The organism is Serratia sp. JKS296, assembly GCF_900215445.1.
GTDB classification, from domain to species: domain Bacteria; phylum Pseudomonadota; class Gammaproteobacteria; order Enterobacterales; family Enterobacteriaceae; genus Serratia; species Serratia marcescens.
Genome location: NZ_OCMX01000001.1, coordinates 4820052 through 4838964, shown reverse-complemented (window position 1 = coordinate 4838964; position 18913 = coordinate 4820052). Strand labels below are relative to the sequence as shown.

Sequence of the window (18913 nt, the reverse complement as noted above, 5' to 3'; positions counted from 1 at the left end):
GGTGAACGCGATGCTGCAACGCCTGTCGCTCGGCATGCTGCTGCTGTGCGCCTTCAGCGCCGCCGCGGCCTGCGAGTGGCCGGGTTGGCAACAGTACAAGCAATTCTACATCAGCCCGCAGGGGCGGGTGATCGACCCAAGCAGCCCGAACAAAATCACCACCTCCGAGGGACAGAGTTACGGCCTGTTTTTCGCCCTGGTGGCCAACGACCGGCCGACCTTCGACCTGTTGTTGACCTGGACGGAGAACAATCTGGCGGCGGGCGATCTCAGCGCCCGCTTGCCCGCCTGGCTGTGGGGAGAGAGCGACGATAAGCAGTGGAAGGTGCTGGACGCCAACTCGGCGTCGGACGCCGACCTGTGGATTGCTTACAACCTGCTCGAAGCCGGCCGCCTGTGGAAAAGCCGGCGTTATCAAACCCTGGGAACGCTGCTGCTGCAACGCATCGGCCGCGAGGAAGTGGCCGACATTCCCGGCTTGGGCCTGATGCTGCTGCCGGGCAAAGTCGGGTTCGTGGCGGAAGATCGCTGGCGGCTGAATCCCAGCTACCTGCCGCCGCAGCTGTTGGCGCGTTTTGCGGCGCTGAACGGCCCATGGCGTGCGATGCGCGAGATCAATCAGCGACTGTGGCTGGACACCGCGCCGCACGGCTTCTCGCCGGATTGGGTGGTGTGGCGGGTCGGCGCCGGTTGGCAGCCGGACACCGTCAAGCCAAACGTCGGCAGCTACGACGCCATTCGGGTTTATCTGTGGGCCGGCATGCTGGCGGACGACGATGAACACAAGGCGGCGCTGCTTGAACGCTTCCAGCCGATGGCGCAGTTCACTGCCAAACAGGGCGTTCCGCCGGAGAAAACCGATACCGCCAGCGGCAAAACTACCGGCGACGGCCCGATCGGTTTCTCCGCTTCTATGCTGCCGATGCTGGCGACGCAGGCTGAAGCGCTGGCGGTGCAGCGGCAGCGCATCAGCGAGCATCCGCCGGGTGATGACGCCTATTTCAGCGCCTCGCTGACCCTGTTCGGTCAGGGATGGGATCAACAACGTTATCGCTTTAATCGTCAGGGTGAATTGCAACCCTCGTGGGACGGCCAATGCACAACTTCAAAATAAACTGGCTGAATTTGATTCCGCTGAGCCTGGCGATGCTGCCGCAGGCGCGCGCTGCGGAGGCCGTGGCCCCGGAACAGTGGCTGCTGGAACAGGTGCGCATTGGCGAGGCCGGCAACAAGGACGATCTGGTGCGCCAGTCGCTGTACCGGCTCGAGCTGATGGATCCGAACAACCCGGACGTGATCGCCGCACGCATGCGTTTGGCGCTGCGGCAGGGCAACATGGCGCTGGCGCAGCAGCAGTTGGACAAGCTGAAAACCCTCGCGCCGCAGTCCAGCGCCTATCGCCAGGCGCAAATGAACATGCTGCTGACCCAGCCGGAAACCCGGCAAAAGCTGCAGCAGGCGCGCCTGATGGCGACCGCCGGCCGGTTGCCGGAAGCCAAGGCGCAGTACGATGCGCTGTTTCACGGCGAGCCGCCGACGCTCGATCTGGCGGTAGAATACTGGCGGCTGGTGGCGCGTTTGCCGGGGCAGGAGGCGAGGGCGTTAAAGCAGCTGCAGGCGCTGGATCAGCAATATTCAGGCAATGTGGCGCTACGCATGTCGCTGGCGCGTATGCTGTTCAGTCAGAACCAGGACGCGCAGGCCTTTGAACTGCTGCAGAAGATCGCCGCCGATCCGGCCGGGCGCGGCGACGCCGCCGATCTGTGGCTGGACAAGGTCAAAGCGATGCCGGTCAGCGCGCAGAGCGTATCGGCGCTCAACCGTTTCCTCGGCGTATTCGACACCGGCGATCAGGCGACCCGCGCCCGCGAAGAACTGGCCAGACAGCAGAAGCTGTTGGCCGATCCGGCTTATCAGGCGCGGGTGCGCGGTCTGGCGCAGGTGGATAAAGGCGGCAGCCGGGCAGCCATTCCAGAGTTGCAAAAGGCGCTGGCGGCGGCGCCGAACGACGCCGAGGTGCTGGGCGCGCTCGGCCAGGCCTACTCGCGCGCCGGCAACCGCCCGCAGGCGCTGAAGCTGTTTCGCCAGGCGCTGGCCGCCGACAAGAGCGGCTACGGCAGCGGAAAATGGCAGAGTCTGATCAAGAGCACCGGCTACTGGCTGGCGATCGACGAGGGCGACAAAGCGCTCAAGGCCGGCAATCTCGCGCTGGCTCGGCAGAAATATCAACAGGCGCGCCAGCTCGACGACAGCGACGGCGATGCGTTTATCGGCCTGGGCGATGTGGCGGTGGCGAGCAAGGATGACGCCGCGGCGGAAGGGTTTTATCAGCAGGCGTTGCGGCGCGATCCCGGCAACGGCAGCGCGCTGCGCGGCCTGGTGAATATCTATCAACGCCAGTCGCCGGAAAAAGCGCTGGCCTACCTCAACGGCCTGCCGCGCAGCCAACAGGCCAAGCTGCGCAGCACCCTCGACGGACTGCGGCTCGATATGTTGAAGCAGCAGGCGGAGACGCTGGCGGCACAGCAGCTGTGGCAGCAGGCGGCGGAAATCTATCGTCGCGCCCAGCCGATGGCGCCCGACGACGTCTGGCTGACCTATCGCTATGCGCAGGCGCTGCGTCAGGCCGGGCAGCCGCAGCAGGCGGACGCTCTGTTCCGGCAGCTGGCGCTGCGCCAACATGCCAATCCGCAACTGACCTACGCCTATGCGCTCTATCTTTCCGGCAGCGATCGCGACAGGCAGGCGCTGGCGCAGCTCAATACGCTGCCTGCGGCGCAATGGAACGACAACATGCGCGAACTGGCGCAGCGGCTGAAAATGCAGGCGGTAATCGAGCATGCCGAACGGCTGCGGGCCGCCGGTGACGAAGCGGCGGCGGAAGCCTATCTGCGTCGGCAGCCGGCGGACACCCGCATCGATTTGCTGCTCGCCGACTGGGCGCTGGCGCGCGGGGAGTATGCGGCGGCGCTGGACGACTATCAGCGGGTGAAACGGCGTGAACCGAACAACCCGGATGCGCAGCTGGGCGAGATCGAAGCCTATGTGGCGCAGGGGGATCTGGACGCGGCGCGTCAGCGGCTGAAAACCGAACCGCAGCCGCAAGACGCTTCGCTCAACAGCCAACGGCGGGTCGCCAACGCCTGGGGCGCGGTCGGCGATCCGCAGCAGGCCGACGCGCTCTTCAGCCGGCTGAAAACGGCGGCGGCTTCGGAGCCCGCCGGGCAGACCAAGGCGCTTGTTTATCGTGACGCCGCCCGGCTGGAACGGGCTCAGCAACAGCCTGAGCGGGCGCAGCAGGATTACCGCCAGGCGATGGTGGCCGGCGGCATCACGCCGACGCTGCCGCTGGATAATGACGGCTACACCTATTTGACGCGCAATAATCCGAGCGACGACTGGCTGAAACGCGGCATCCGCTCCGACGCCGCGGATCTGTATCGACAGCAAGACGTGAACGTCACGCTCGATCACGATTACTGGCGTTCGAGCGGCACCGGCGGCATTTCCGACTTCAACGCGCATGACACCATGCTGCAGGTGGACATGCCGCTGTATGACGGGCGCGCCTTCTTGCGTACCGACACCGTGCAGCTGGATGCCGGCCGCTTCTCGACCGACGGCAGCGGCAAGTACTACGAAACCTTCGGCACCTGCAACACGCAAGGGTGCCGCGGCGATGAACACCAGAAAACCACCGGCACCAGCGTGGCGGCCGGCTGGAAAAACGATCGCTGGGCCGCCGACATCGGCACGACGCCGATGGGCTTTGAGGTGGTCGACTGGACCGGCGGCCTGGCCTACAGCGGCGACTGGAACCACATTGGTTGGACGCTGGCGGCCTCGCGGCGGCCGATTTCCAGCTCGCTGCTGGCGTTCGGCGGCGCCAAAGACCCGAATACCGGCATCACCTGGGGCGGCGTGCGCGCCACCGGCGTCAGCCTGAGCGCCAGCTACGATCGCGGCGAGGCGAACGGCGTCTGGGCCGATCTCAGCGCGCATCAGATTACCGGCAAGAACGTGGCGGACAACCAGCGGCAGCGGTTGATGGCCGGTTACTACTACAAGCTGATCAACGAAGACAATCGCCGCCTGAGCGTCGGGCTCAATACCATGCTGTGGCACTACCAGAAGGATTTGAGCGGCTATTCGCTGGGGCAGGGCGGCTATTACAGCCCGCAGCAATATCTGTCGCTGTCGCTGCCGGTCAACTACCGTCAGCGCACCGAGAACTGGTCGTGGGAGCTGGGCGGTTCGGTTTCACTGTCCCATTCCAAAACCGACAGCCAGCGCCGTTATCCGCTGCAGGGACTGATCCCGGATTCGTTGCCCGATAAGTTCGCCGTCGAGGACGGCAGCTCCTCGAGCGGCGTCGGTTATACCCTGCGGGCGATCGTCGAACGCCGTCTCAGTTCGCACTGGACGCTCGGCGCCGGCATCGACATTCAACAGGCGAAGGACTATACGCCGAGCCACGCGCTGATTTATCTGCGTTATTCCCTGGCCGGCTGGCAAGGGGATCTCGATTTGCCGCCGCAGCCGCTGACGCCTTACGCCGACTTCAAGTAGCCGGAAGGGGGAAAGATTCAGAGTGTCGGACGCCGGGGAGTTTTGTTACCCTGTGTGCGGGTCGCGTTTGTTCGCTTTAGGAAAAGACTGAAACCCGCGATTTTCTTGGTTTTGCCTGCGGCATAGCCAGATAAAAACAGCCGATGATCGAGTATACTCAGCCCGGTTCGAGGGGGCGGGTGAGAGTCAGCCCCCTTTTTTGTTTCAGCCCGATTTCACGGAGAGCAGGTTTGCGGGTCAGGCGTTCGTTAACGATTAAGCAGATGGCGACAGTGTCCGGCGTGGCGCTGGTTACGATCTGCATCTTTATCGTGATCCAGTTATTCCACTTTGTGCAGCAGCGCAGGGATGACTACGCCCAGCAACTGGAGAATATCGCCCACTCCGTGCGCCAGCCGCTGGCGGAGGCGGTGCTGCGCATGGACGTGCCGGAAGCCAAAAGGGTGCTGAACACGCTGTTGCCGGTCGGCATTCTCAGCCGGGCGGATATCGTCTTGCCGAACGAGTTTCAGGCGCTGCACGCCAATTTCCCGCCGGAGCGGCCGGTGCCGACGCTGATCGCCCGGTTGTTTGAGCTGCCTATCCAAATTTCCGTGCCGCTCTATTCGCTGGAACGGGTGCCGGCCAACCAGCAGCCGCTGGCCTATCTGGTGCTGCAAGCCGATTCGTTCCGCATGTACCAGTTTATCCTCAGCATTTTGTCGACCATGCTGTCGACCTACCTGTTGCTGGCGCTGATCCTGTCGGTGGCCATCACCTGGTGCATGAACCGGTTGATGGTGCATCCGCTGCGCGCGATGGCCAAAGAGCTGGAGAACATCTCGCAGGACGAAGCGCCCTATCACCAGCTGATGCTGCCGGCGCTGCACCAGGACGATGAGCTCGGCCTGCTGGTGCGCAATTACAACCGCAATCAACAGACGCTGGCCAAGGCGCATGCCGACATGAGCCGCCTGAGCACCCGCCACCCGGTGACCGAACTGCCGAATCCTGCATTGCTGAACGCGTTGCTGGAACAGCATATCGCCTCCAGTCTGCGCCCTGAGCGTTTTAACCTGCTGGTGATCGGCATCGAGACGCTGCATGAAGCATCTGGCGTGATGAGCCCGGCGATGCGCGAAGCGCTGCTGCTGGCGCTGGCGAAGAAGCTGCGCGGCTGCATCGACGAAAACGGCGTGTTGGCGCAGCTGAGCAATACCGAATTTGCCATTCTGGCCAAGGGTATCGAGCGGCCGTTCCACGCCATGCAGCTGGCGCGGCGCATCATGGCGGAGATCAATGCGCCGTTGACGCTGGAAGGTCTGGCGCTGCGGCCCAACGCCAGCATCGGCATCGCGCACTACCTCAATCAGGGGGAGAGTGCGGAACAGCTGCTGCGCAGCGCCACCTCGGCGATGATGTCCGCGCACCGCGAAGGAAAAAATCAGATCCTGTTCTTCGAACCCAGCCTGACGGAACGCACGCAGAAGCGGCTGACGCAGGAGAGCGAGATCCTGCACGGCATCGAGCAGCGGCATTTCACGCTGTTCCTGCAGCCGCAGATCGACATGCAGTCCAACGAGGTGATCGGCGCCGAAGCGCTGCTGCGTTGGCAGCAGTATGACGGCAGCTATACCCTGCCGGCCGACGTTATCCCGCTCGCGGAAGAGCTGGGCGTGATCGTGCCTCTCGGCAACTGGGTGCTGGAAGAGTCTTGCCGCATCCTGGCGGACTGGCAACAACGCGGCATTGCGCTGCCGCTGGCGGTTAACGTTTCCGGAATTCAGATGCAGGATGAAGCGTTCGTCCCGCATCTGAAAAACCTGCTGGCGCAGTATCGGATCGATCCGCGCAAGCTGCTGCTGGAGATCACCGAGACGGTACGCATCGACGATCTCGATCGCGCTCTGGCGCTGCTGCGCGAGCTGCACGACCTGGGGCTGTCGATCGCGCTGGACGACTTCGGCATGGGCTACTCCAGCCTGGAGTACCTCAACCGCTTGAAATCCCTGCCGATCGATTTGATTAAGATCGACCGCAGTTTCATTCAGGGGCTGCCGGCCGACGATGCGATGGTGCGCATCGTCAGTTCGATCTCCGAAGTGCTGGCGTTGCCGGTAATGGCCGAAGGCGTGGAAAACGCCGAACAGCGCGACTGGCTGCTGCAGCACGGCATTCGCAGTGGGCAGGGATTCCTGTTCGCCCGGCCGCTGCCGCGCGAAGCGTTCGAAGCCGAGTTTTGCCGCGCGGCGCGGTGAGCGTCGCGATACCTTTCCGGTACTTTTCCTCGTCCGAAAATCGCCATTCTTTATCTACCTCTTTTGCGTTAGTGCAAACAAAGGCTTACGCAATTTTCAGCTTTGCACCCCGACTGACGCGTTTCAGCTCTTAAATTCACATCAACCCCACACGGTGGGTGCAACAAATTATTTCCATGTTGTTAAGTGGGTGTTATTTTCCGCGCAAGCGATGAACAGGCTGGATTTTTAGACTGCTGCCTGGTGCGTGTCTTCCCCCCATAGGATGTTCATATGAAAACAACGATCTTTAAGAGCCTCTATTTTCAGGTGCTGACGGCGATCACGCTGGGTATCCTGCTTGGCCATTTCTACCCTGACCTCGGCGCCGAGATGAAACCTCTGGGCGATGGCTTCGTCAAACTGATCAAGATGATCATCGCGCCGGTGATCTTCTGCACCGTGGTGACCGGCATCGCCGGCATGGAAAGCATGAAGGCGGTAGGGCGCACCGGCGCCATCGCGCTGCTGTATTTTGAAATCGTCAGCACCATCGCGCTGATTATCGGCCTGGTGATCGTCAACCTGGTGCAACCGGGCGCCGGCATGAACGTCGATCCCGGCACGCTGGACGCCAAAGCGGTAGCGGTCTACGCCGAGCAGGCGCAGCAGCAGGGCATCATCCCGTTCCTGCTGGACATCATCCCCGGCAGCGTGATCGGCGCGTTCGCCAGCGGCAACATTCTTCAGGTGCTGCTGTTCGCGGTGCTGTTCGGCTTCGCCCTGCATCGTCTGGGCGACAAAGGGCAGCTGATCTACAACGTGATCGACAGCTTCTCGCGGGTGATTTTCGGCATCATCAACATGATCATGCGCCTGGCGCCGCTGGGGGCCTTCGGCGCCATGGCGTTTACCATCGGTAAATACGGCGTCGGCACCCTGGTGCAACTCGGCCAGCTGATCGTGTGCTTCTATATCACCTGCATCCTGTTCGTGGTGGTGGTGTTGGGCAGCATCGCCCGCGCCAACGGCTTCAGCATCTTCAAATTCGTCAACTACATCAAAGAAGAGCTGCTGATCGTGCTGGGGACCTCGTCGTCCGAATCCGCGCTGCCGCGCATGCTGGATAAAATGGAGAAGCTGGGCTGCAAGAAATCGGTGGTGGGTCTGGTGATCCCGACCGGATACTCCTTCAACCTGGACGGCACCTCTATCTACCTGACCATGGCCGCGGTGTTTATCGCTCAGGCGACCAACACCCACATGGATATCATGCATCAGATTACCCTGCTGGTGGTGTTGCTGCTCTCCTCCAAAGGGGCGGCGGGCGTGACCGGCAGCGGCTTTATCGTCTTGGCCGCCACCATCTCCGCCGTCGGCCACCTGCCGTTGGCCGGCCTGGCGCTGATCCTCGGCATCGACCGCTTTATGTCGGAAGCCCGCGCGCTGACCAACCTGGTGGGCAACGGTGTGGCGACCGTGGTGGTGGCAAAATGGTGTAACCAGCTGGATGAAAAACAGCTGAAAGACACGCTGAACAACAAAAACACCGGCGCGGACAAAACGCTGCCTTCCGCCTGATATCGGCGGTAAATCACCGGCCGCATCCGCGGCCGGTGAGCTTCTTCCCCTGCCTCGTAACGATTTTTTGCATTAAAAACCCCGCAATCCATTATTTTTCACTCTAATGAGTGACATCCGCAAAGGCGCGCGGTCTAACACGATGGTACACTTTCTGCTTTCCGCCCCACCGTGAAACTCAGGGCGTATTTTTATGATTCCATTGAATGGAATACACGCATTTGCATAAGAAATTGGATAGTCATTAAGTAGGGGTTCACATGCAGGGCACCAGAATTCATCTTATAGTTGGTGGGCTGCTATTGGCTGCAGCCAGTAGCAGCGTGCAGGCTGAAGCACTACAACCCGATCCTGCCTGGCAGCAGGGGGCGCTGGCCAACGGGTTTTCATGGCAGATTCTCGATACGCCTCAGCGGCCAAGCGACCGCGTGGAACTGCGGCTGATCGTCAATACCGGCTCTTTGGTGGAGTCTTCGCAGCAGACCGGTTTCGCCCACCTGCTGCCGCGGCTGGCGTTGACGCGCAGCGAAAGCTTTACCGCGCCGCAGCTGCGCGCCCTGTGGCAACAGAGCGTGGATAACGAGCGGCCGCTGCCGCCGGCTATCATCTCGTATGATTTCACCATGTATAACCTCAGCCTGCCGAACAACCGGCCCGACCTGCTGAAAGAAGCGCTGGCCTGGCTGGCGGACACCACCGGCAAACTGGCGATCGACGAGCATACGGTGCACGCGGTGATGAATTCCACCATCAATCCGGTCGGCACTTTCCCGCCCAATACCCAAGATGTCTGGTGGCGTTACCGCCTGAAAGGTTCGACGCTGCTGGCGCACGATCCGGCTCAGCCGGCGAAACGGCCGGTCAACCTCGAGCAGTTGAAGAAATTCTATCAGCAGTGGTATACCCCGGACGCCATGACGCTGTTCGTGGTCGGCAAGGTTGACAGCCGCAGCCTGGGCGAGCAGATCAACAAGGCGTTCTCGCCGCTGCAAGGCAAACGTGAAACCCCGGCCCCGATGCCGACGCTGACACCGCTGCCGCAGCAGCCGGTGAGCCTGATCAGCGAGCAGGTGAAACAGGATACGCTGTCGATCATGTGGGATTCGCCGTGGCACCCGATTCGCGATTCGCAGAGCCTGCTTCGTTACTGGCGTGGCGATCTCGCCCGCGAGGCGCTGTTCTGGCATCTTCAGCAGACGCTGGAAAAAAGCGACCAGAAGAGCCTGCATCTGGGCTTTGACTGCCGCGTGCAGTACCAGCGCGGGCAGTGCGCCATCCATCTGGATACGCCGAACAACAACCTGAACGGCAGCCTGGGCTTTATCGCCCGCGAGCTGGCCAACGTGCGTGACAACGGCCTGTCGAAAGAGGAATTCGATGCGCTGCTGGCGCAGAAAAACGATCAGCTGAGCAAGCTGTTCGCCACCTACGCCCGCACCGACACCGATGTGCTGATGAGCCAGCGCCTGCGTTCGCAGCAGAGCGGGGTGGTGGATATTGCGCCGGAGCTGTATCAGAAACTGCGCCAGGAATTCCTGTCCAGCCTGACGCTGGAGACGTTGAATCAGGCGCTGAAGCTGCAGCTGTCTCAGGAGGCGACGCTGGTGCTGATGCAGCCGAAAGGCGAGCCGGAAATGAGCATGAAGCAGCTGCAGGAAACTTATGACGGCATCATGATGCCGGCGCCGGCGGTGGTGACGGAAGAAGCCAAACCGGCCGACGCTGCGGTGGCTGCGCCGGCGACGGACGCCGGCGCGCAGTAATATCGCGACAGGGGGCTCAGGCCCCCTCAGTTGCGATACAGCACCTTGATGATGTGGTAACCGAACTGGGTTTTGACCGGGCCGTAAGGTTTGAGCAGCGGTATGCTGAACACCGCTTTATCGAACGCAGGCACCATCGCGCCCTTGTTGAATTCGCCCAGCGAGCCGCCGTTGCGTTTTGACGGGCAGCTCGAATATTTGCGCGCCAGCGTGTCGAAGCTGACGCCGCGCTTCAGCTTGGCCAGCAGCTCGTTGGCCAGCTTTTCATTGTCTACCAGAATGTGCAGGGCGCACGCCGTTTTTGCCATGGTATTGCCTTTGTCGATGCGAAAATTGCGCTGATTATACCCGCTAAATCTCATCGGCGCTTTCTGCTACAATTCCCTTCCACGTTTTACAGTCGAGCAAGCCAGCACCATGCGATTAAACCCCAGCCAACAACAAGCCGTCGAATTCGTTACCGGGCCCTGCCTGGTGTTGGCCGGTGCCGGTTCCGGCAAGACGCGCGTTATCACCAACAAGATAGCCCACCTGATCCACCACTGCGGCTATCAGGCGCGGCACATCGCCGCCGTGACCTTTACCAACAAAGCCGCGCGCGAGATGAAAGAGCGCGTGTCGCAAACCCTGGGGCGCAAAGAGGCGCGCGGGCTGATGATTTCCACCTTCCACACCCTGGGGCTGGAAATCATCAAGCGGGAATATGTGGCGCTGGGCATGAAGTCCAACTTCTCGCTGTTCGACGACCAGGATCAGCTGGCGCTGTTGAAAGAGCTGACCGAAAAGTGGCTGGAAAGCGATAAAACGCTGGTGGCGCAGCTGATTTCGACCATCTCCAACTGGAAAAACGACCTGATCGATCCCCAGCGCGCGGCGGAGCTGGCGCGCTCGGAGCGCGACAAGCTGTTCGCCCACTGCTACGGCCTGTACCACGCCCATATGCGGGCGTGCAACGTGCTGGACTTCGATGACTTGATCCTGCTGCCGACGCTGCTGTTGCAACGCAACGAAGAGGTGCGCGAACGCTGGCAGCAGCGCATCCGCTATCTGCTGGTGGATGAGTACCAGGATACCAACACCAGTCAGTACGAGCTGGTGAAGCTGCTGGTGGGCAACCGCGCGCGCTTTACCGTGGTGGGCGACGACGACCAGTCGATCTACTCCTGGCGCGGCGCGCGGCCGCAGAACCTGGTGCTGCTGAAGGAAGATTTCCCGGCGCTGCAGGTGATCAAGCTGGAACAAAACTACCGTTCCAGCGAGCGCATTCTGAAGGCGGCCAACATTCTGATCGCCAATAACCCGCACGTGTTTGAAAAGCGGCTGTTTTCTGAACTGGGGTATGGCGAAGAGCTGAAGGTGGTGACCGCCAACAATGAGGATCACGAAGCCGAGCGGGTGGTGGGGGAGTTGATCGCCCACCACTTCGTGAAAAAGACCAATTACGGCGACTATGCGATCCTGTACCGCGGCAACCACCAGTCGCGGGTGTTTGAAAAGATGCTCATGCAGAACCGCATCCCGTACAAGATTTCCGGCGGTACGTCGTTCTTCTCTCGCCCCGAGATCAAGGATCTGCTGGCTTACCTGCGCGTGCTGACCAACCCGGAAGACGACAGCGCCTTCCTGCGCATCGTCAATACCCCCAAGCGCGAGATCGGCCCGGCGACGCTGCAGAAGCTCGGCGAGTGGGCCAACCAGCGCAACAAGAGTTTATTCCACGCCAGTTTCGATCTGGGGCTGAGCCAGCACTTGACCGGGCGCGGGCTGGAATCGCTCCAGCGCTTCACCCACTGGTTGGGCGGCATCGCCCAACAGGCGGAGCGTGAGCCGGTGGCGGCGGTGCGCGATCTGATCCGCGGCGTGGATTATGAAAGCTGGCTGTTTGAAACCTCGACCAGCCCGAAGGCCGCCGAAATGCGGATGAAAAACGTCAACACGCTGTTCGGTTGGATGACGGAAATGCTGGAAGGCAACGATCTGGACGAGCCGATGACGCTGACCCAGGTCGTGACGCGCTTCACCCTGCGCGACATGATGGAACGCGGCGAAAGTGAAGAGGAGCTGGATCAGGTACAGCTGATGACGCTGCACGCCTCAAAGGGGCTGGAGTTCCCTTATGTGTTCCTGGTGGGCATGGAAGAGGGCCTGCTGCCGCACCAGAGCAGCATCGACGAAGACAATGTCGATGAAGAGCGGCGTCTGGCCTATGTGGGGATCACCCGCGCGCAAAAAGAGCTGATTTTCACCCTGTGCCGCGAGCGCCGTCAGTACGGCGAGCTGGTGCGGCCGGAGCCGAGCCGGTTCCTGCTGGAGCTGCCGCAGGACGATTTGGCGTGGGAAACCGAGCGCAAAGTGGTGAGCCCGCAAGAGCGGATGCAGAAGGGGCAGAGCCATCTGGCCAATATTCGCGCCCAGCTGGCCAAGGCCAAAGGCGGGAATTAAAAGAAAGGGCGCTCATCGCGCCCTTGTCATGTCAACGTTGTTCTTCCAACCGCAGCGTCCAGTGGACGTAGCTCTGCCAGTGGCTTTCCTGCTCCAGCGCCTCGGCGCGCAGCGGATGCTGCTCCAGCCAACCCGGCGGCAAGATCACCGTCAGTTCATCGTCCTGATTGGCGCGTAAACGCACCGCCGGCAGCGTGTCGTCGCGGCGGCGGCTGGCGAAGATGATCGCCAGGCGCAAAATGCGGCACAGACGCTGCGCGGTGCGCGGCGGCAGGGCGTTTTGCTGGTTCAACAGCGACAGGTCGAGGGTGTTGCTCTGGTTTTGCAGCAGGGTGGCCAGCAGTTTTTTCTGCGCGGGGGTAAAGCCGGGTAAGTCCAGGTGGCGGATCAGGTAGGCGGCGTGTTGCGGCGCCTGCTTGAAATCGACGCTGAGGCCGAGTTCGTGAATCAGACTGGCGCTGTGCAACAGCTCGCGACATCGCGCATCCAACTGCCACTCGTTGGCGACCTGCTGCGAGAAGTTGGCGGCGAGCTGGCTGACGCGCTCGGCCTGCTCGGTATCGATCAGGTAACGGCGCTGCAGGTTGCGGATGGTGCGGATGCGAATATCCTGCTCCACCGGCAGATGCAGCATGCCGTAAACCAGGCCTTCACGCAGCGCCCCGCCGGCCAGCATCATGCTCTCGATGCCCAGCTCCTGGAAGATGGCCAACAGAATGGACAGGCCGCTCGGGAACACCAGCGCGCGCTCCAGCGTCAACCCTTCGATCTCCAGCTCTTCCAGCTTGCCGCACTGAATGGCGCGCTGTTTCAGCTGGCGCAGTTTGGGCAGGGTGATGCGCTCATCCATGCCCTGCGCCACCATGATTTCCTGCAGCGCTTGCACGGTGCCGGAAGCGCCGACGCAGATCTGCCAACCTTGCTGGCGCAATTGCGGTGCGATCGGCCGCACCATGTCGCGCGCGGCCTGTTCGGCGCGCTCGAAGTTTTCTTGCCCGAGGTTGCGATCGCTGAAGTAGCGTTCCAGCCAGGTGACGCAGCCCATCGACAGGCTATACAGCTGCGTTGCCTGTGCGCCGGTGCCGGTGACCAGTTCGGTGCTGCCGCCGCCGATGTCGACGACCAGCCGGCGATCCGGCCCGCCGGTGGTGTGCGCGACGCCGTGATAGATCAGCCGTGCCTCTTCTTCGCCGCTGATCACCTGTACCGGGCAGCCGAGGATTTGCTCGGCGGCCTGCAGGAACTCATCGGCGTTGGACGCCAGACGCAGCGTGGCGGTGGCGACGACGCGGATCTGCTCGCGCGGTATGTCCTGCAGGCGTTCGGAGAACAGCCGCAGGCACTGCCAGCCGCGTTGCATGGCCTCATGCGACAGGTGATTGTTCTGATCCAGCCCGGCCGCCAGGCGCACTTTGCGCTTGATCCGCGCCAGAGTCTGAATGCTGCCGGCCACCTCGCGCACTACCAACATGTGGAAGCTGTTGGAGCCGAGATCGATGGCAGCATAAAGCGTGCTGGAACTGAGCATGGCGATCAGCTCGAACGTTTACGGTTGTTGCGCGGCGCGCCGCCGCGACGAGGCGCGGAGTTGCGACGTGGGCCGTTGCCGCCGCGCGGGCGCGACAGGCGCTTCGGCGCCGGCAAATCGGTCAGCAGCGCATCGCTGTTGTACTTGCTCACCGGAATGCTGTGGTCGATATAGGTCTCGATCGCCGGCAGGTTGAGCGCATACTCTTCACACGCCAGGCTGATGGAGTGGCCGCTGGCGCCTGCGCGGCCGGTACGGCCGATGCGGTGCACGTAGTCTTCGCAGTCGTCAGGCAGATCGTAGTTGAAGACGTGCGTGACGGAAGGGATGTGCAGACCGCGCGCGGCGACGTCGGTGGCGACCAGAATATCGAGGTTGCCTTTGGTGAAGTCGTCGAGGATGCGCAGGCGTTTTTTCTGCGCCACGTCGCCGGTCAGCAGGCCCACGCGGTGACCGTCGGCGGCCAGATGGCCCCAGATGTCTTCGCAGCGGTGCTTGGTGTTGGCGAAGATGATGGCGCGATCCGGCCACTCTTCTTCAATCAGCGTCTGCAGCAGGCGCATTTTTTCTTCGTTGGACGGGTAGAACAGCTCTTCTTTAATGCGGTGGCCGGTTTTCTGTTCCGGTTCCACTTCAACATATTCGGCGTTGTTCATCTGCTCGAAGGCCAGTTCGCGTACGCGATAGGACAGGGTAGCGGAGAACAGCATGTTCAGGCGTTGATCGGCCGCTGGCATGCGGCGGAACAGCCAACGGATGTCTTTGATAAAGCCAAGATCGTACATGCGATCGGCTTCATCCAGCACGACGACCTGCATCGCGCCGAGATCGACATAGTTCTGTTTGGTGTAATCGATTAAACGGCCGGTGGTGCCAATCAGAATGTCCACGCCGCTTTCCAGCACTTTCAGCTGTTTGTCGTAGCCGTCGCCGCCGTAGGCCAGGCCCAGCTTCAGGCCGGTGCTCTGGGAGAGGGCTTCCGCATCGGAGTGGATTTGCACCGCCAGTTCACGCGTAGGCGCCATGATCAAGGCGCGCGGCTGATTGGTCTGGCGATCCTGTTTCGCCGGGTGGGTCAGCAAATAGTGAAAAGTAGACGCCAAAAACGCCAGCGTCTTTCCGGTACCGGTTTGCGCCTGACCTGCAACGTCACGCCCGGAGAGCGTGAGCGGCAATGCTAACGCCTGGATGGGCGTGCAATTGTGAAACCCTTTTTTCTCAAGGGCTTCAAGGACTAACGGGTGCAGGGCGAAGTCGGAAAACTTCTGTTCGGTCAAGTGTGTTTTGCTCATAGTGTGGTAGAATATCAGCTAACTATTGCTTTACGAAAGCACATCCGTTGAAATAAACGCGGTGCAATAAAATCACCTTGAGTTGGTTAATGCTACACCAACAAGGTAGACATAATCCTGTGGAGTAGAACATGAGCGATAAAATTATTCACCTGACTGACAGCAGCTTCGAAGCTGACGTGCTGAAAGCGGAAGGGCCGATCCTGGTCGATTTCTGGGCTGAATGGTGTGGGCCGTGCAAGATGATTGCTCCGATTCTGGATGAGATTGCCGAAGAGTTCGAAGGCAAACTGACCATCACCAAGCTGAATATCGATCAGAACCCGGCTACCGCGCCTAAGTACGGTATCCGTGGCATCCCTACGCTGTTGCTGTTCAAGAACGGTGAAGTGGCCGCGACCAAGGTTGGCGCGTTGTCCAAAGGTCAGCTCAAAGATTTCCTGAACGCGAATCTGTAATCGGGCGGGAAGCCCAGTATCAGGCGCCTGGCGGTGATGTTCAATTCACCGCTAGACGCCTGCCAAGAAGCGTGTTAAGTTTAACCACACTGCATATAGAACTTGCCCGAAGTTTTAAATCTAAAGAGTTTGAATCTAAAGCTATACTCTGTGTCGAACCACTGGCGTTGAAAGTAAACTGAACTCAGCCCGTGTTTTGGCAATCAAACGGTTTTGCAAAAATCATTTTTAAGGTACCTTCGATCTTCAACCGTCAATGCGTGCGCCCGATGTAAGCCATTTCTTACCGCGACGGCTCTGCGCCCGGTGATCGAACGTCCAGTAAACAGGCACGCATTTCGCTGCCATACCATTCACGATACAAGTTCGAGACATACCCCGAGTTTAAGAACCCACCACTATGAATCTTACCGAATTAAAGAATACGCCGGTTTCTGAGCTGATTACTCTCGGCGAAAATATGGGGCTGGAAAACCTTGCCCGCATGCGCAAGCAGGACATTATCTTCTCCATTCTGAAGCAACATGCGAAAAGCGGAGAAGATATCTTCGGCGACGGCGTGCTCGAGATATTGCAGGATGGATTCGGTTTCCTCCGCTCTGGAGACAGTTCCTACCTCGCCGGTCCCGACGACATCTACGTATCCCCTAGCCAAATCCGCCGCTTCAACCTCCGCACAGGTGACACCATTTCCGGTAAGATTCGTCCGCCAAAAGAAGGCGAGCGCTATTTTGCCCTGTTGAAAGTCAACGAAGTCAACTACGACAAGCCGGAAAACGCCCGCAGCAAGATCCTGTTCGAGAACTTGACGCCGCTGCACGCCAATTCCCGTCTGCGGATGGAGCGCGGCAACGGCTCGACCGAAGACCTGACGGCGCGCGTACTGGATCTGGCGGCGCCGATTGGCCGCGGCCAACGTGGCCTGATCGTGGCACCGCCGAAAGCCGGTAAAACCATGCTGCTGCAGAACATCGCGCAGAGTATCGCCTACAACCACCCAGACTGCGTGCTGATGGTGCTGCTGATCGACGAACGTCCGGAAGAAGTGACCGAGATGCAGCGTCTGGTGAAGGGCGAAGTGATCGCCTCGACCTTCGACGAGCCGGCTTCGCGTCACGTGCAAGTGGCCGAAATGGTGATCGAGAAGGCCAAGCGCCTGGTTGAGCACAAGAAAGACGTGATCATTCTGCTCGACTCCATCACCCGTCTGGCGCGCGCCTACAACACCGTGGTACCGGCCTCTGGCAAGGTGCTGACCGGTGGTGTGGACGCCAACGCCTTGCACCGTCCGAAGCGTTTCTTCGGTGCGGCGCGTAACGTGGAAGAGGGCGGCAGCCTGACCATCATCGCGACTGCGCTGGTTGATACCGGTTCGAAGATGGACGAAGTGATCTACGAAGAATTTAAAGGCACTGGCAACATGGAATTGCACCTGGCGCGTAAAATCGCCGAGAAACGCGTATTCCCTGCGATCGATTACAACCGTTCCGGTACCCGTAAAGAAGAGCTGCTCACCACCTCCGAAGAGCTGCAAAAAATGTGGATCCTGCGCAAAATCATTCACCCGATGGGTGAGATTGACGCGATGGAGTTCCTCATTAATAAGTTGGCGATGACCAAAACCAACGATGAATTCTTCGATATGATGAAACGCTCATAATTCGTTAAAAAATTCGCTGAACGCCACGCCTAGTCGTGGCGTTTTTTGCTTTTGGCGGATACGATAAGTAGCGGTAATGGAAAAGTAAGTTGTTTCTACGACTTATTGAGAATTCTTCTTGTTTTCGATATCTGAGTATGCGGCATGTTACTGCCGGAATTGGCCGCGGTGCTGGGGCGAATGAGAATGAATTCCCGCATCATAAGAAATGACTGAAAGGCAACGGGATCTCATGGCATAGCCTGTCGCCCATGTTAAGCTGCCTATCTTCTTACGAGATCTGTTAATTGTGAACCTACTCACTATGAGTACTGAAATTCTATTTGTTTTCCTATTCTCCTTAGCTTTCCTCTTTGTTGCCCGTAAGGTAGCGAAACGCATTGGGTTGGTTGATAAGCCGAACTATCGTAAACGTCACCAAGGATTAATTCCGTTGGTTGGCGGTATTGCGGTCTATGCCGGTCTATGTTTCGCTTTCTTTATATCGGAACAAAAGATTGCACACAGTGAACTTTACCTCACCTGCGCGGGCATTTTAGTGTTCATCGGTGCCTTGGATGACCGTTTTGATATCAGCGTTAAGATCAGAGCGTTAGTTCAGGCATTGGTAGGCATTGCCATGATGGTGTTCGCCGGTTTGTATCTGCGCAGCTTTGGCCATGTACTGGGGAACTGGGAAGTCTTACTGGGTCCCTTTGGCTATTTGGTGACGCTGTTTGCGGTATGGGCGGCTATCAATGCTTTCAATATGGTTGACGGCATTGATGGCTTGTTGGGTGGGTTGTCGTGTGTCTCCTTCGGTGCGCTGGGCCTGCTGCTGTACCTGAGCGGCCATAACGAGCTGGCGTTCTGGTGCTTTGCGATGATCGCTGCCATCGTTCCCTATATTTTGCTCAACCTCGGTATCCTCGGCCGCCGCTATAAAGTGTTTATGGGTGATGCCGGTAGCACCCTGATCGGCTTTACCGCCATTTGGTTGCTGCTGCAAAGTTCGCAGGGAGCCACTCGCTCGATCAATCCGGTGACGGCGCTGTGGATCATCGCGATTCCGCTGATGGACATGATAGCGATCATGTATCGTCGCTTGCGCAAAGGAATGAGTCCCTTCTCTCCCGATCGTCAACATATTCACCATCTGATCATGCGCGCCGGTTTTACGCCAAGGCAGGCTTTTGTGCTCATCACTCTGGCTGCCGTGTTGTTAGCTGCAGTTGGCGTGATCGGCGAGCGCCTGACTTTTATCCCAGAGTGGGTTATGTTGGCATTATTCTTGCTTGCTTTCTTCCTGTACGGTTACTGCATCAAGCGCGCCTGGCGGGTTGCGCGGTACATTAAGCGTATCAAGCGTCGCCTGCGGCGTTCGAGCGATAACAAGCAAGTATCTTAACCAGAGGCTTTTTGGCT

Annotated in this window: 12 protein-coding genes; 9 read left to right on the top strand and 3 right to left on the bottom strand. The window is 59.9% G+C overall.

Annotated elements, in window-relative coordinates; genetic code table 11:
- Position 1 precedes the first annotated feature (1 nt).
- From bcsZ to CRO23_RS23140, 5 genes are all read left to right on the top strand, one after another.
- Entirely contained in the window at positions 2 to 1114 is a 1113-nt protein-coding gene (gene bcsZ / locus CRO23_RS23160; protein WP_097103150.1) for a cellulose synthase complex periplasmic endoglucanase BcsZ, read from the top strand.
- Entirely contained in the window at positions 1096 to 4569 is a 3474-nt protein-coding gene (gene bcsC / locus CRO23_RS23155) for a cellulose synthase complex outer membrane protein BcsC (RefSeq protein ID WP_097103003.1), read from the top strand. The genes bcsZ and bcsC overlap by 19 nt, the downstream gene beginning before the upstream one ends.
- Positions 4570 to 4799: 230 nt before the next feature.
- On the top strand, positions 4800 to 6806 hold the full coding sequence (gene hmsP, locus CRO23_RS23150) for a biofilm formation regulator HmsP (RefSeq protein ID WP_028127370.1): 2007 nt from the start codon (positions 4800 to 4802) through the stop codon (positions 6804 to 6806).
- 273 nt (positions 6807 to 7079) lie between these two features.
- Positions 7080 to 8366, top strand: coding sequence for a dicarboxylate/amino acid:cation symporter (locus CRO23_RS23145; RefSeq protein ID WP_016929514.1), 1287 nt, complete (start codon positions 7080 to 7082; stop codon positions 8364 to 8366).
- Positions 8367 to 8626: 260 nt separating this feature from the next.
- Positions 8627 to 10129, top strand: a complete 1503-nt coding sequence (locus CRO23_RS23140; RefSeq protein ID WP_028127369.1) for a M16 family metallopeptidase — start codon at positions 8627 to 8629, stop codon at positions 10127 to 10129.
- A 26-nt stretch (positions 10130 to 10155) separates the two neighbouring features.
- On the opposite strand, the gene ppiC is transcribed toward CRO23_RS23140, so the two are convergent.
- Positions 10156 to 10437 carry a peptidylprolyl isomerase PpiC gene (gene ppiC / locus CRO23_RS23135; protein WP_004934175.1) on the bottom strand — a complete coding sequence of 94 codons (282 nt, stop codon included), beginning with the start codon at positions 10435 to 10437 and terminating at the stop codon, positions 10156 to 10158.
- A gap of 109 nt (positions 10438 to 10546) precedes the next feature.
- On the opposite strand from ppiC, the gene rep reads away from it, so the two are divergent.
- Positions 10547 to 12571: a DNA helicase Rep gene (gene rep, locus CRO23_RS23130; RefSeq protein WP_004934177.1), complete on the top strand. Its 2025-nt coding sequence runs from the start codon at positions 10547 to 10549 to the stop codon at positions 12569 to 12571.
- A 31-nt stretch (positions 12572 to 12602) separates the two neighbouring features.
- Here rep and ppx read toward each other — a convergent pair whose 3' ends face one another.
- Both ppx and rhlB read right to left on the bottom strand, forming a co-directional pair.
- Positions 12603 to 14099, bottom strand: a complete 1497-nt coding sequence (gene ppx, locus CRO23_RS23125) for an exopolyphosphatase (RefSeq protein ID WP_016929512.1) — start codon at positions 14097 to 14099, stop codon at positions 12603 to 12605.
- 5 nt (positions 14100 to 14104) lie between these two features.
- Positions 14105 to 15391 carry an ATP-dependent RNA helicase RhlB gene (gene rhlB, locus CRO23_RS23120; protein WP_015376249.1) on the bottom strand — a complete coding sequence of 429 codons (1287 nt, stop codon included), beginning with the start codon at positions 15389 to 15391 and terminating at the stop codon, positions 14105 to 14107.
- A 131-nt stretch (positions 15392 to 15522) separates the two neighbouring features.
- Here rhlB and trxA point away from each other — a divergent pair, with 131 nt between their 5' ends.
- The 3 genes from trxA to wecA all read left to right on the top strand — a co-directional run bounded on the left by trxA (position 15523) and on the right by wecA (position 18896).
- Complete coding sequence (trxA, locus tag CRO23_RS23115; RefSeq protein WP_004934187.1) at positions 15523 to 15849, top strand: thioredoxin TrxA; 327 nt, start codon at positions 15523 to 15525, stop codon at positions 15847 to 15849.
- 400 nt (positions 15850 to 16249) lie between these two features.
- On the top strand, positions 16250 to 17509 hold the full coding sequence (gene rho / locus CRO23_RS23110; RefSeq protein ID WP_004934188.1) for a transcription termination factor Rho: 1260 nt from the start codon (positions 16250 to 16252) through the stop codon (positions 17507 to 17509).
- Between the two features lie 289 nt (positions 17510 to 17798).
- The gene (gene wecA, locus CRO23_RS23105; protein ID WP_028127624.1) at positions 17799 to 18896 is read left to right on the top strand and encodes a UDP-N-acetylglucosamine--undecaprenyl-phosphate N-acetylglucosaminephosphotransferase; all 1098 of its coding nucleotides are present in this window, start codon (positions 17799 to 17801) and stop codon (positions 18894 to 18896) included.
- The last annotated feature ends 17 nt before the right edge of the window (positions 18897 to 18913 follow it).

What these genes read in the sequence shown, in the direction of transcription:
- CRO23_RS23140 (WP_028127369.1), top strand. Translation starts at nt 8,627, where the DNA reads ATGCAGGGCACCAGAATTCATCTTATAGTTGGTGGGCTGCTATTGGCT.
- rep (WP_004934177.1), top strand. Translation starts at nt 10,547, where the DNA reads ATGCGATTAAACCCCAGCCAACAACAAGCCGTCGAATTCGTTACCGGG.
- trxA (WP_004934187.1), top strand. Translation starts at nt 15,523, where the DNA reads ATGAGCGATAAAATTATTCACCTGACTGACAGCAGCTTCGAAGCTGAC.
- CRO23_RS23145 (WP_016929514.1), top strand. Translation starts at nt 7,080, where the DNA reads ATGAAAACAACGATCTTTAAGAGCCTCTATTTTCAGGTGCTGACGGCG.
- bcsC (WP_097103003.1), top strand. Translation starts at nt 1,096, where the DNA reads ATGCACAACTTCAAAATAAACTGGCTGAATTTGATTCCGCTGAGCCTG.
- ppx (WP_016929512.1), bottom strand. Translation starts at nt 14,099, where the DNA reads ATGCTCAGTTCCAGCACGCTTTATGCTGCCATCGATCTCGGCTCCAAC.
- rhlB (WP_015376249.1), bottom strand. Translation starts at nt 15,391, where the DNA reads ATGAGCAAAACACACTTGACCGAACAGAAGTTTTCCGACTTCGCCCTG.
- rho (WP_004934188.1), top strand. Translation starts at nt 16,250, where the DNA reads ATGAATCTTACCGAATTAAAGAATACGCCGGTTTCTGAGCTGATTACT.
- ppiC (WP_004934175.1), bottom strand. Translation starts at nt 10,437, where the DNA reads ATGGCAAAAACGGCGTGCGCCCTGCACATTCTGGTAGACAATGAAAAG.